This is a genomic window from Psychrobacillus sp. BM2 (assembly GCF_048572895.1).
In the GTDB taxonomy this organism is placed as follows: Bacteria; Bacillota; Bacilli; order Bacillales_A; family Planococcaceae; genus Psychrobacillus.
Window position 1 is genome coordinate 3639763 of sequence record NZ_CP183878.1, and the last position, 12670, is coordinate 3652432.

General features: G+C 37.7%; 11 protein-coding genes. 4 read left to right on the plus strand and 7 right to left on the minus strand.

The window, feature by feature from the left end; genetic code table 11:
* Together ACN6MX_RS17830 and ACN6MX_RS17835 are read right to left on the minus strand one after the other, a co-directional pair.
* Positions 1 to 1518 carry an SPFH domain-containing protein gene (locus tag ACN6MX_RS17830; RefSeq protein ID WP_419960149.1) on the minus strand — a complete coding sequence of 506 codons (1518 nt, stop codon included), beginning with the start codon at positions 1516 to 1518 and terminating at the stop codon, positions 1 to 3.
* An 18-nt stretch (positions 1519 to 1536) separates the two neighbouring features.
* Positions 1537 to 2046 (minus strand): hypothetical protein, encoded by a 510-nt coding sequence (locus ACN6MX_RS17835; protein WP_419960150.1) that lies wholly within the window; start codon positions 2044 to 2046, stop codon positions 1537 to 1539.
* 301 nt (positions 2047 to 2347) lie between these two features.
* On the opposite strand from ACN6MX_RS17835, the gene ACN6MX_RS17840 reads away from it, so the two are divergent.
* Both ACN6MX_RS17840 and ACN6MX_RS17845 read left to right on the plus strand, forming a co-directional pair.
* Positions 2348 to 2968, plus strand: a complete 621-nt coding sequence (locus ACN6MX_RS17840) for a DUF47 domain-containing protein (RefSeq protein WP_419960151.1) — start codon at positions 2348 to 2350, stop codon at positions 2966 to 2968.
* Positions 2969 to 2980: 12 nt separating this feature from the next.
* Positions 2981 to 3979: an anion permease gene (locus tag ACN6MX_RS17845; RefSeq protein WP_419960152.1), complete on the plus strand. Its 999-nt coding sequence runs from the start codon at positions 2981 to 2983 to the stop codon at positions 3977 to 3979.
* Positions 3980 to 4095: 116 nt separating this feature from the next.
* Here ACN6MX_RS17845 and ACN6MX_RS17850 read toward each other — a convergent pair whose 3' ends face one another.
* Complete coding sequence (locus ACN6MX_RS17850) at positions 4096 to 4728, minus strand: pentapeptide repeat-containing protein (RefSeq protein WP_419960153.1); 633 nt, start codon at positions 4726 to 4728, stop codon at positions 4096 to 4098.
* A gap of 105 nt (positions 4729 to 4833) precedes the next feature.
* Between ACN6MX_RS17850 and ACN6MX_RS17855 the strand changes: the two genes are divergently transcribed.
* The gene (locus ACN6MX_RS17855) at positions 4834 to 6963 is read left to right on the plus strand and encodes an MMPL family transporter (protein WP_419960154.1); all 2130 of its coding nucleotides are present in this window, start codon (positions 4834 to 4836) and stop codon (positions 6961 to 6963) included.
* A gap of 159 nt (positions 6964 to 7122) precedes the next feature.
* On the opposite strand, the gene ACN6MX_RS17860 is transcribed toward ACN6MX_RS17855, so the two are convergent.
* On the minus strand, positions 7123 to 7728 hold the full coding sequence (locus ACN6MX_RS17860) for an alpha/beta hydrolase (protein ID WP_419960155.1): 606 nt from the start codon (positions 7726 to 7728) through the stop codon (positions 7123 to 7125).
* A gap of 183 nt (positions 7729 to 7911) precedes the next feature.
* Here ACN6MX_RS17860 and ade point away from each other — a divergent pair, with 183 nt between their 5' ends.
* A complete protein-coding gene (ade, locus tag ACN6MX_RS17865; protein ID WP_419960156.1) occupies positions 7912 to 9663 on the plus strand; it encodes an adenine deaminase in 1752 nt (583 codons plus the stop codon).
* A gap of 832 nt (positions 9664 to 10495) precedes the next feature.
* Here the strand turns inward: ade and ACN6MX_RS17870 are convergent.
* The 3 genes from ACN6MX_RS17870 to ACN6MX_RS17880 all read right to left on the minus strand — a co-directional run bounded on the left by ACN6MX_RS17870 (position 10496) and on the right by ACN6MX_RS17880 (position 12656).
* Positions 10496 to 11668, minus strand: a complete 1173-nt coding sequence (locus tag ACN6MX_RS17870; protein WP_419960157.1) for an MFS transporter — start codon at positions 11666 to 11668, stop codon at positions 10496 to 10498.
* 123 nt (positions 11669 to 11791) lie between these two features.
* Entirely contained in the window at positions 11792 to 12169 is a 378-nt protein-coding gene (locus tag ACN6MX_RS17875; RefSeq protein WP_419960158.1) for a YobA family protein, read from the minus strand.
* 13 nt (positions 12170 to 12182) lie between these two features.
* The gene (locus tag ACN6MX_RS17880) at positions 12183 to 12656 is read right to left on the minus strand and encodes a hypothetical protein (RefSeq protein ID WP_419960159.1); all 474 of its coding nucleotides are present in this window, start codon (positions 12654 to 12656) and stop codon (positions 12183 to 12185) included.
* Positions 12657 to 12670: the final 14 nt, after the last annotated feature.

Sequence of the window (12670 nt, forward strand, 5' to 3'; positions counted from 1 at the left end):
TTATGGAGTTTCATTCACACTTTTTATTTCTTCCGTTAACCGCTCTATACTCGGACGAATATTCCCTTTACCTGCATAGCTTTCTAGCATTTCCTTCACATCAATTCCAGAGGATGCCTTTAATGTTTCTTGAAGTGTAGACATCAGGTTCGTTGCATAAGAGGTGACTTTGTTTGCCCCTCCACCTTCTCCGCTACCAGTGTCGACCACTGTAATTTTGTCGATATTGGAAAGAGGACTTGCAATTTGTTTAGCATATTCAGGAAGCATATGAACAATCATATCGAGAACAGCCGCTTGGCCATACATTTCAAAAGCTTCAGCTATCTTACGTTTTGCTTCTGCTTCTGCAAGACCTTTAAGTCGAATAACATCTGCCTCTGATTCCCCTTGTGCTCGTTGGGAATCTGCTTTTGCTTGACCATCTAAACGAACCTTCTCTGCATCTGCTTTTGCTTTCGCTTCAATTCGATACTTCTCTGCATCCGCTTCTGCTATTTCACGTGATTTAGAAGCTTCTGCATTTTGCTCAATGGCATAACGATCTGCATCTGCTTTTTTCTTCACCTCAGAGTCATATTGCTTTTCGCGACGTAAGATTTCTTTTTCTTCTAGCTCTATTTGTTTCTGACGCTCAATAATTTGAATTTGCATTTCTTGCTCGGTTACTTCTTGCTTTGAACGCGCTGTTTCTAGTTCATATGCTTGGTCGGCACGAGCTTTAGCGATGTCTTGCTCTCGGCGATATTCTGCTACCTTCAGCTGATTATCCTTTTCCGCTTCAGCAATTTCTGTAGCTCTTTCGATTTCAGCTCTCTGTGCATCTTTAGAGGCTTCTGCACGTTTAATACGTGTTTCTTTTTCTGCCTCTGCTGTAGCGATATCAGCATCACGCTTAACCTGGGCAATTCTTGGCTTCCCTAAGGAGTCCAAATATCCGTTTTTATCACGTACATCTTTGATTGTAAATGATACAATGATTAATCCCATTTTTGCTAAGTCCTGAGAAGCTACACGTTGTACTTCCTGCGAGAACTTATCTCGATTTTTGTAAATTTCCTCGACGGTCATGGATCCTAAGATAGAACGTAGATGACCTTCTAATACTTCCTTCGCTTCGTTTTCGCGATCTGCCTTTGATTTACCTAAAAACTGTTCAGCTGCAGTAGCAATTTCCGAAATAGAACCGCCAATTTTAATAATTGCCGTGCCATCCGCCATTACGGGAACACCTTGTTCAGTATAAACTTCAGGTGTTGTGACCTCTAATTTACTTGAAAGTAGACTAAGCGGTTCAGCTTGTTGGAACACCGGGAATATAAATGTACCACCACCACGAATAATTTTAATGCGGTTACCAGAATCGTCTGTATGAACATTCTTAGAACCTAAATAACTCCCCGTTACAATTAGCGCCTCATCTGGTCCTACCGTACGATATTTCGTAATAAAAACAGCTAAAATTGCAACTATAACAAACACTACTATCCCAATAACTATCAGCATTTCCATTTGCATTCTAGTTCCCCCTTTTGACTATACTAATGATACATATTCCTTTACTAAAAAAGTTCCATCATCAAAGTCTATGATGAGTACCTGTTTATCGTACTCAATTTCTTCATTGTCATAGCCTGCTGCTCTTTTAGAAATTACTCCACTTACCGTTTCTATTACTATTTCACCAAACCCATCCGATGGTATCGGAGTTATGACTCTTCCCACTTGACCTTGTAAAGATTCGTTTGTATATGCTGTAGAAACCTCTGCTGATGCAAGTGGAACCAATATAAAGAAGTACAGTAAGAAAGCTAATATGCTAGAAATAATAAGAGCAGCCACAATGACAATTTTCTCATCCCAATTTGTTAGTTTTAATAGGATAAAACCGGACGCACATATAAATAGTAGGAAAGAAAGAATCGTGGTCGGGTTGAAAATGCCGCTATCCATTCCATCAATTGCATCCGCAAACACCACATACAAAATAGTGATTAAACCTATACCGATTAATCCATATAAAAAGACCTGTTCTATTTCACTCACCCCTTTCCACGAAAAAGTAATCTTAGTAGTATATACGGAAATACTTTCAGAAAGTTTCATATATTTCATTTTTTATAAAGACAATAAAATTAATCACTTCAATTGCATTTTAATTCTATAAATTCTGACAAAAAACGCTATTTTTCGACAAAAAAGCGCTTATTTGTTCTATTTTCAGCCTCTAATGTTACAGTATTGTAAATTTAGCGAATCTAGAGTAAAAAATGTGTTGATTTAGTAATTTTTTTGGTATGCTATTTTAGTAAAAAGTAAACATATTAATTAAGTCCAGGAGGCTTTTATGATTAGTTCAAAAAAACAAGATCCATTTTTCGTATCTCTATTAAAAATTGCCGAAAACGTACGTGAAAGCGCTCATTATGCAGATGATTTTCACATTAATACGGTTGCAGATTTAAAAGAAATCAGCGTTCACTTAAAAAATTACGAAACAGCAGGAGATACTTTAATACATGAATTAATCGTTATGTTAAATAAATCTTTCATGACTCCAATTGAACGTGAAGATATCCTTGAACTTGCGATTCGTATGGACGACATTTTAGATGGTATTGATAATTTTACAGCACACTTAGAAATGTTTTCATTAATAGAAATTGATGAATCTATGCGTACATTCTTAGGTTATATTGTGAAAAGTACAGATGAGATCGTTAAAGCAATGGAGCTTCTAGCAAACAAAAAGCTTCTGAAAATGCATGAACATTCTATTCTTATTAAGGATTACGAAAGAAAATGTGATGAAGTGCTTCGTTCATCGATCAAACAGTTATTTTTGAAGGAAAAAGATCCTATTCGTATTATTCAATTTAAGGACATATATGAACAATTAGAAGAAATCGCTGATTATTGCCAAAACGTAGCAAATACGTTGGAAACAATTATTATGCGAAATGCGTAGGAGTATACGCTTATGGAAACAGTATTTATATTAACCATTCTAGTAGTAGTCTTTGCTCTTGCATTTGACTTTATCAATGGGTTTCATGATACAGCAAACGCCATTGCCACATCCGTTTCGACAAGAGCTTTAAAGCCTAGAGTGGCTGTACTAATGGCAGCAGCGATGAACTTTATTGGTGCTTTAACCTTTACCGGCGTAGCTAAAACAATTACTAAAGATATTGTAGATCCATTTGCCTTGCAAAATGGTTCGCTTATTATTTTAGCTGCATTACTCTCAGCGATTATCTGGAACTTAGTTACATGGTATTTCGGGATTCCTTCCAGTTCTTCTCATACGTTAATCGGTTCAATCGCGGGTGCAGCAGTGTCATCTGCGGGCTTTGCCATTTTAAACTGGGATGGTTTCATTAAAATTATTCAAGCGTTACTCATTTCACCATTTCTAGCGCTTGCGATTGGATTCTTAATGATGTCCTTATTTAAGGTTATTTTTAAAAAAGGGAGTTTATATGGGACAAATAAAAAGTTTCGTATTTTCCAAATTTTTACGGCAGCCCTTCAATCCTTTACACATGGTACGAACGATGCACAAAAAGCGATGGGGATTATTACGATGGCTTTAATCGCAGCTGAATGGCAAACGAATGACGATATTCAATTATGGGTTCGTTTGGCAGCGGCTACTGCAATGGGGATTGGTACTTCTATCGGTGGGTATAAAATCATTAAAACCGTTGGTGGTAAAATCATGAAGATACGTCCAATTAATGGGGCGGCGGCTGACTTATCTTCTGCATTAATTATTTTCGGTGCTACTACTATTCATTTACCAGTTTCTACTACACATGTTATTTCATCCGCTATTATGGGGGTTGGTGCAGCGCAGCGTGTGAAAGGTGTGAAATGGGGAGTTGCCAAGAAAATTGTCATAACGTGGATTATTACTTTACCAATTTCAGCTGTTATGGCGGCTGTAATTTTCCAAGTATTAAATCTATTATTTTAATATAGTGATCCCTTGTCTTTTAGGACAAGGGATCATTTTTTGTTTGATAAGCAAGGAATTGTATTACATTGTGGGGGGACTCTTTCCTATACGACGTGGTCCCTCTCGTATTCAACCTATTCTTTGATCTTTAAACCTAGTGATTTCGCAAAGCCAATTGCTTGTTCTGTGGAAACCGTACAGTCTTGCATTTTGTCTAATGATACAGTTAGTTGTTCATACGTGTTCGAGCTTAGGTCAATCCCTTTTAATGCAGTGCCTGTAAAGTTTGCTTCGTTTAGTTCACAGTTTTCGAAATTCACTTTATCAAATGTTGCCTCTATAAAATCTGCACGATTGAATGCAGTTTTAGAGAAGAGAACTTTCTTTAACTTGGAAAAGCTCATACTCACATAGTTTGCAACTGAATCTACTACTTTCACTTCTGTCATTCTACTTTGAGATATATTGGCTCCTACTAGCTTCGACCTCTGAATTTCTACGCGATGGAATACTGCATTCCCAAAATCAACATTAGACAGGTCACATTTTTCAAAAACACAATCAACAAACTCCACTTGTTGAAACCGAACACCTTCCATAGAGATATCCTGAAAATGAATTTGATCAAAAATAATTTTGTCTTCTTGCTCCTCATCTAACTCTAGCTCAGTAACTAGTCCATCTGATACATAATAATCTTCTAAAAGTGCTCTTTGTACATTTAATACATCTAGTGATATTGATATTTTTGGTGAAGCTATTTTCAATGGAATCCCTCCTGTGGAATTGCTAATCATATTCTATCATTATATTAGTATTTTAGACTCTCTTTGATTTACAATGTAACTAGGTTTTATTTGAGGAGGAATTTTATGGAGGGCTTGTCCAATATAGTGACTCGTCACTATAAGCTAATATTAGGCATTTGGTTAGTTTTATTTGGAGTTTTGGCAGTATTAGCTATTCGTCTACCTGGTCTATTAGAAGGAGACGGTTTTAGTACAGATGGGGAACATGCAGAGGTTATGGAGGAATTAACGAAAACATTCGATTTTCCAGCGGAGTCCCTATTCGTCGTTTTTGATCAAACTTCCAATAATACGATTACAGATATATTAAATGAGATAGAACAGCTAAATCTCGCAGAGTCTATTCAATCTCCTTTAGAGGATGACTCTTTATATAAAGATCATGTAGCCTATGCCATGCTTCACTTTGACTCCGATACCAATATGACAAGTGTGGTTGATGACATCAGAGAAGCTATTGACGGAGAGCAAGGCGTTACTTTAACCGGTGGTGCGGCTATTAACAAGGACATTAATAGTGCCAGTCAAAAAGACTTAGCAAGCGCAGAGGCAATAGGCTTACCGATAGCTATTGTCGTATTACTTCTTGCTTTCGGTAGTGTCGTTGCAGCGTTTATCCCACTTGCTATAGGAATTGTAACAGTGGTTTCCGCTTTCGGAGTGATGACTTTGTTTAGTGAAACGATGGATTTGTCGATTTTTGTTATGAATATTATTCCTATGCTTGGTTTGGCATTAAGTATTGATTTTGCTTTGTTACTCATCAATCGCTATAAAGAAGAAATTGCAAAGCATTCCATAACAGATGCAGTACAAACTGCTATTCAAACAGCCGGAAGATCCATCATATTCTCTGCTATATGTGTATTTATAGGTTTAGGAGCTATGCTCGTCATGCAAGTCGAGATATTCCAAAACATTGCACTTGGCGGAATGCTCGTCGTAACGATTGCAGTATTAGCATCTATTACTTTGCTACCCGCTCTATTAATGCTTTTAAAGGATCGTATAAACAAATGGACCATCATTCGTGTAAAACCAGGTGCTACTACTAGATGGCGTAATTTTGCCTCTTTTGTTATGAAACGCCCTGTCACATTAATCCTTGTTGCATTAATTATTTTAGGAATTGGGATAATACCGGTAAAGAATATGGAATTGACTATTCCTCAGGTAGATTCTCTCCCAGAATCTTATGATTCTAGACAAGCGTATGAACTGATGGACCAACAGTTCGGTTTAGGAGACCAGTCCACGGTTTATATAATTGCCGATCGAACAGATGGCTGGAATAATAGTGCTGGTTTAGAAGACATAAAGAACATAGAAGATAAGCTACTCGCGGATAAAGAGGTTAAGTCGGTTGATACTATTTTCACAGCAAGTGAGATACCAACCGTTGAGCAATGGGAACAAAGCCTAATGGTGCCAGAAGTTGAAGCACAACTAACACCTTTATTAGATACATTTGTTCAAGACAATAAATTACTAGTACCAGTCACTCTAAATTTTAACGGTTCTTCCGATGAGGCACAGGATTGGGTTCGAGAATGGTCTGAAAGAGATTTAGGTGTCGATTTTAAGCTAGGTGGGCAACCTAAATTCAACCAAGAAATTTTCGATGAGATATTCGACAAAGTAGGATGGTTATTGGCTATTATTTTAGGTTCTACTTTTATCATTTTAATGATTGCATTCCGATCTATTCTAATACCATTGAAAGCGATTATTATGAACATCATCGGTCTAGCTTCCACTTTTGGAATTCTCGTATATATATTCCAATATGGTCATTTTGGAATAGAAGAGACCACTATTGCATTAATTATTCCTGTTATTGTATTTAGTCTCGTATTTGGTTTAAGTATGGACTATGAGGTATTTTTAATCTCTCGTATACAGGAAGAGTATTTGAAGCATCAAAATAATACATTGGCAACCGTTGATGGTTTGACTTCGACAAGTAAAATTATTACTTCTGCCGCCTTAATCATGATTGTTATTACTGGAGCCTTTGCGTTTACAGACGTAATGCCTGTGAAGCAAATTGGTGTCGGTATTGCAATAGCAGTGGCAATTGATGCATCTATTATTAGGTTATTACTCGTTCCAAGTTTAATGAAGCTATTCGGTAAATGGAACTGGTGGCTTCCTTTTAGAAAAGGGCCATATAAAGCGAAAAAATTACATTAATTTATCTTTTGTAATGATGAGTTGAGATGCTTACTTATTTTCAACTGACGATTACTTGCTGAACGGGTAATTTTCCTAAATAATTCGAAAGATAATAGGCTAAAATCACTCCAAACATGTAAAAAGCCAAGCTGAGAAAATTCTGCTTGGCTTTGTTTTTTAGAATTTCGACTGGTACCATTGTTTCGCTGCTTGTACTTCGTCTTGAGTTAATTGGTGACCATAGGCATGCCAGTAAAGTTCTACCTCTGCTCCGGCTCGTTGCAACATGTCCTGTAGCTCCTCTGATTCTGCTGCTGGACACATATGATCATTCTTACCAGCTCCAATAAATACAGGAGTTTTTGGCATTTCTGGTAATTCTACATCACGTCTTGGAACCATTGGGTGATGTAAAATAGCACCCTTCAATACATTTTCATATTCAAATAAAAGATTCCCTGCAATATTAGCTCCATTCGAATAACCAATAGCTACTACATTGTTTCGATCAAATTCATAGTTTTCTGCTGCTTCATCGATGAATTTTTTCAATTCTTCCGTTCTAAGCTGAAGATCTTCTAGATCAAAGACCCCTTCTGCCAAACGTTTAAAGAAGCGTGGCATTCCATTTTCTAATACATTTCCACGCACACTCAAAATGTTTGCAGCAGCATCCACTTCTTTTCCAAGCCCAACTAAATCATGCTCATTTCCACCTGTTCCGTGTAAAAGCAATAATGTCGGTCTGGTGGAATCCTCCCCTTTATAAAAAACATGGTTCATGTTATAACTCCCTTTCATTTATCTTGAATTTGAAGTAATTATAACGGATGCTTATTTCTAGGTCAAATGAATAGGATCCTCTTCATTTGAGACAATGAATTTCAGTAGATTATATTATAACTTCCCGTTTTTACCGAACACCAGTATAATATGTAGAACTATTCAAAAAAGGAGTACAATTTAATGACTATAGAAAAAGAGCAACTTGAGAAAAGGATTCTTGTTTCACAACAAAATCAATCTGCAGATTTTATCCTTCGAAATGCTACTGTTGCAGATGTATTTTCTCTGAGATGGATAAAGGCAGATATAGTCGTTTCGGATGGCATGATCGTTGCAATTGATGCTACAGGAAATTATGAAGCAGTGCACGAAGAAGACGGTGAAGGAAAGTATGTCATTCCCGGATTGATAGACGGACATATTCATATAGAGTCTTCCATGGTTACTCCTGCCGAATTCAGTCGTGTATTACTCCCACACGGTATTACAACCGTTATTACGGACCCGCATGAGATAGCAAATGTAGCTGGATCGGAAGGGATTCAATTTATGCTTGATGATGCAGCAAATTGCGAAATGGATATTCATGTGATGCTTCCATCCAGTGTTCCTGCTACACCTATGGAGCACGCAGGTGCCATTCTTCAGGCAAGTGACTTGCACCCCTTCCTTGAAAATGATGCAGTTCTAGGGCTTGCAGAAGTAATGGACTTTCCCGCTGTGCTATCTGCTGAGTCTAATATGATGGACAAACTAAAAATGGCCATGGACGCGAAAGTAATAATTGATGGTCATGGCTCTGGACTTAACTCGGAACAAATTAGAGGATACCGCGCAGCAGGTATTCAAACAGATCATGAATGCGTTACTGCTAACGATGCATTAGACAGAGTTTCCCAAGGAATGTATGTCCTGATGAGAGAAGGCTCTGCAGCGAAAAATGTACGGGACTTACTACCTGCCGTTAATACTAGTAACGCTCGCAGATTCTTATTTTGTACAGATGACAAGCATTTAGATGAGCTTCTTGAGGAAGGAAGTATCAATCACGCTATCCGCCTAGCTGTAAAGGAAGGAATGGAGCCTCTCCAGGCCATTCAGTTAGCGACACTTAACGCAGCTGAATGTTACCAACTAACCGATAAAGGAGCTCTTGCCCCTGGTTTTATAGCCGATTTCTTACTAGTGGAAAGCTTAGAAGATTTAAAAGCCATTGCTGTTTGGAAAAATGGAGTCAAAGTAGCACAACATCAAGAAATGCTTATGAAGGAATACAATATACAGGAACCATCCACTCGTCTAACTAATACAGTAAAACTGCCTAATTTATCACCAGATTCTTTTGCCATTCCTTTTACAAATGACGGAACAGCTAATGTTATGGAGATTATGCCAAACCAAATTACTACGAAGAAAAAAATAATGAAAGTTCCAGTAGTAAACGGCCTATTCACAACAAGTGTAAAGCAGGATTTACTTAAGCTTGCCGTGATTGAACGCCATCACTCTCTCGGAACAATAGGTCTTGGAATCGTACATGGTTTCGGTTTGAAGCACGGTGCTATTGCGACAACCATTGCACATGACTCACATAATCTCATCGTCTTAGGAACGAACGATGAGGATATGTTAAAAGCTAGCCAAGAATTAGAACGAATTCAAGGCGGATTCGTTATCGTCCAAGAAGGAAAAGTACTTGCCTCTCTCGCTTTACCTATTGCAGGTTTAATGACAAATCGCCCAGCTAAAGAAATCGCACTGGAATTAAAGAAACTGCATGAAGCGCTTCATATACTTCATCCAGATTTGGATTTCCACTTATTCTTAACGTTATCTTTTGTAAGTCTTCCGGTAATACCAGAACTAAAACTGACTGATAGCGGACTATTCGATGTCATCCAGTTCAAACATATCCCGATTCAAGTAGATTAAGGTTTTCCAATTAAACACAAGAAAACCCACGAGTCCTTAAATATCAAAACCTGTTTTTATCGTTTTCGAAGGGCTTTGGACAGACGTTTTACTATATTATTACCTAGGGAATTTTTAGGGATGCTGGCTGTGACGGACGTCACAACCAGCATCCCTATTTTCGGTAATCTCATGGTGTTTGTCTATCGTCGCCACCTCCAACTCTTAGAAACAAGTAAGTGCGTTTTTGGATAACTAGTGAAAAGATACTCACCTATACAAAGAGGAAAGATGATGACAGTCTAAGTGCGCGACAACGCGATCGCAACGACTGCCTGACCCGCATCGTGCGGGCCCGAAGATGCAATTTCGTTCGCTACTTCGCTTCGTGAACACTTTCTATTTCACTGTACTTCCACTACTATAAAAGAAGATCTACTTTCTTCATCTTTTATTACAGAATAGTATCTTTGATTCAACAGTTTTATCAGTATATTAACTTTCGCCACTATTATCATATTAGCGATAGGCTATGCTATATCTTATAGTTGAGAACTATACATTATATGATTGTAGTGAAAGGTGGCGACTCCAGTGGGATGAGTGAGACAGATGAGATATCACATCGACGCGTAAGCGACGGTGATAGCTCATCGCTCACCCCACGGAGGCCAACAGGATGTTGGTCACGAAAGCGTTGCGATCGCGTGGTGCCGCTCTTAGCCTTTGTACTACACCTGAAACGTAAATCATCTGTATTATTCATTCTTCAAACAATGAACACAGTGTTCACAGGACATTTTTATATACTTTCTTTTTAAAAAAGCTGCTCCATATCAAGGAGCAGCTTTTCCTACGCTATTTTCTTTGTACCTTTCCAAATTATAGAACCAACAGTCGTTATTACTAATACAACTAGCCCTAAGATGAACGGAAAAATAATATTCACATCGTATAAAGTCCCGGCAAGCAATGGTCCCAATACATTTCCTATACTCATATATGCATTGTTCATACCCATCGCAAATCCTTGTTCGTTCCCAGCTAATTTAGAGATTAATGTTGTCAGCACTGGACGTAAAATGGAAGTCGATAGGAAAATGATCATCGTAATGACAAAGAAAAATGCATAGCTCGATATTAAAATCGAAAGAAGGAAACCAAAAGCGGCTACACCTAAAAATATCCTTAACACATTTACTTCACCGAAACGTCGAACAACTTTATCCACCACAAACACTTGAATAATTACACTCACAATTCCAGTTGCTGTGATCATCCATGCAATATCCTGCGGTGAGGCACCGAACTGATCATCAACAAATAGACCTAGCACCGATTCATAAGCAAGTAATCCAAAGCTCATTACTAATGTAATAACAAGCGGGATAAAATAAGGTTTATTAAATGATTGTGCAATTTCTTTTATCATCGGTTCTGATTTACCCTCAGGAACATCTACGTCTGCTGGCTTACTTTCCTTCAGAACAAAAGTGGAAAAGATAACAGCCACAACACCTACCAAAGCAGAAACAAGAAGTGGCACTTTTAAGCCAAATTCCGCCAAAAACCCACCAATACCAGGTCCTACTACTATACCTAAAGACATTGCAGCAGATATTAAACTATTTCCTTTTGCACGCTGGTCCATGGAAGTAATATCCGCCACATATGCAAAAATGGCTGGTACTAATAACGCTGCACCGATCCCACCAATGGCACGGGAAACATACAAGATACCGATAGAATCTGAGAAGTAAAATACAAACATAGATAGAGCAAGGCCGCTAAGACCAGCGATAATCATAATTCTTCTCCCGTATTTATCTGCCCATTTACCGGCAATTGGAGACATCACAAGCTGTGCTCCAGCAAATATGGAAATTATTAGACCTGCTGCTAGACCACCTTGATCGATAGATTTTAAATAAGCAGGTAAAATAGGAATAATAATACCAAAACTCCCTATTGCTATAAACATATTAATCATCAATATAAACAATTTCTTTCGTTGATCCTTCGTCATCTCAAACCTCTTTCTTCCATAGTACTAATACATAAGCAATAGATTAACATGATTTATCCATGTAAGTAAACAACAAAGCTACCTTCCACCTTTGGAAACTGGTGGAAGATAGCTTCGGTTTATTTATTCATTTAACTTTTCAATCGTCTTAGCCGTTCCTTGAGCCGGATATGCTTCTTCGAGAGTAGTATATCCAACCTTCACTTCATCATGTAACTTTAATCGACTACGCTGATCCATGGTCAAAGAAAACCAAGTAGCGTCATTACCAGCTTCTAGTGCTTCTTCCACCGACATATTTTTTGCCTCTTCAACTGATAAACCACCAATTACTAAAATAGAGGTATCTTGGATATCGATAATAACTCCCTCTGTGTATGTTGTTGGTTGCTGCGGTTGAGTTGGATTATCTTCAAAAAATTGCATAATAAAATAAAAGCTCGCACCAATCGCAATCAATACAATAGCGATCAATATCCCTACCGTATACTTTCCCTTCATAATAGGAACCTCCTTATCTTTTGCTATCTAGGCGGAAGCCTTCTTCTAAAAGATAAGTTTTTGCTTCACTATAAGAACCAAAGCTTTCTTCTAAGTTATATCCGTGATAGATATTCCATAGTGTATCTTCTTGTAATAGCGTTAACTTAGAGTCTTCTTTGTTTTTCCAAACCTCTTCTATTTCCTCATCCTGAAGCTCTTCTTCTTCTGTTGAAAGATAAACAATTGAATCTTTAATAATCGCTCTAAGTTCATCAGCAGAAGCTTCACGAATATTCAATAGCCCTTTATCGTCAGCTGCTTCATATTGCGGAAGATCTCCAACATAAACAAAGCCATTTCCATTCGGATGGAGGTGATAGATAACAATTGTTTTTTCATATAAGCTCTTTTCATAATGATAATTTACTCGTTTCAACGATACCTCTTTACGAGTAAGCTCTGTAAATTCTTGGATAATTGCTTCTTTTTCTTCAAATGTTAGCATGTGATTCCTCTTCC

Excerpts from the sequence above, each read along its gene's own strand:
- ACN6MX_RS17830 (WP_419960149.1), bottom strand. The coding sequence starts at position 1,518 with ATGCAAATGGAAATGCTGATAGTTATTGGGATAGTAGTGTTTGTTATA.
- ACN6MX_RS17840 (WP_419960151.1), top strand. The coding sequence starts at position 2,348 with ATGATTAGTTCAAAAAAACAAGATCCATTTTTCGTATCTCTATTAAAA.
- ACN6MX_RS17845 (WP_419960152.1), top strand. The coding sequence starts at position 2,981 with ATGGAAACAGTATTTATATTAACCATTCTAGTAGTAGTCTTTGCTCTT.
- ACN6MX_RS17855 (WP_419960154.1), top strand. The coding sequence starts at position 4,834 with ATGGAGGGCTTGTCCAATATAGTGACTCGTCACTATAAGCTAATATTA.
- ACN6MX_RS17860 (WP_419960155.1), bottom strand. The coding sequence starts at position 7,728 with ATGAACCATGTTTTTTATAAAGGGGAGGATTCCACCAGACCGACATTA.
- ade (WP_419960156.1), top strand. The coding sequence starts at position 7,912 with ATGACTATAGAAAAAGAGCAACTTGAGAAAAGGATTCTTGTTTCACAA.
- ACN6MX_RS17870 (WP_419960157.1), bottom strand. The coding sequence starts at position 11,668 with ATGACGAAGGATCAACGAAAGAAATTGTTTATATTGATGATTAATATG.
- ACN6MX_RS17875 (WP_419960158.1), bottom strand. The coding sequence starts at position 12,169 with ATGAAGGGAAAGTATACGGTAGGGATATTGATCGCTATTGTATTGATT.
- ACN6MX_RS17880 (WP_419960159.1), bottom strand. The coding sequence starts at position 12,656 with ATGCTAACATTTGAAGAAAAAGAAGCAATTATCCAAGAATTTACAGAG.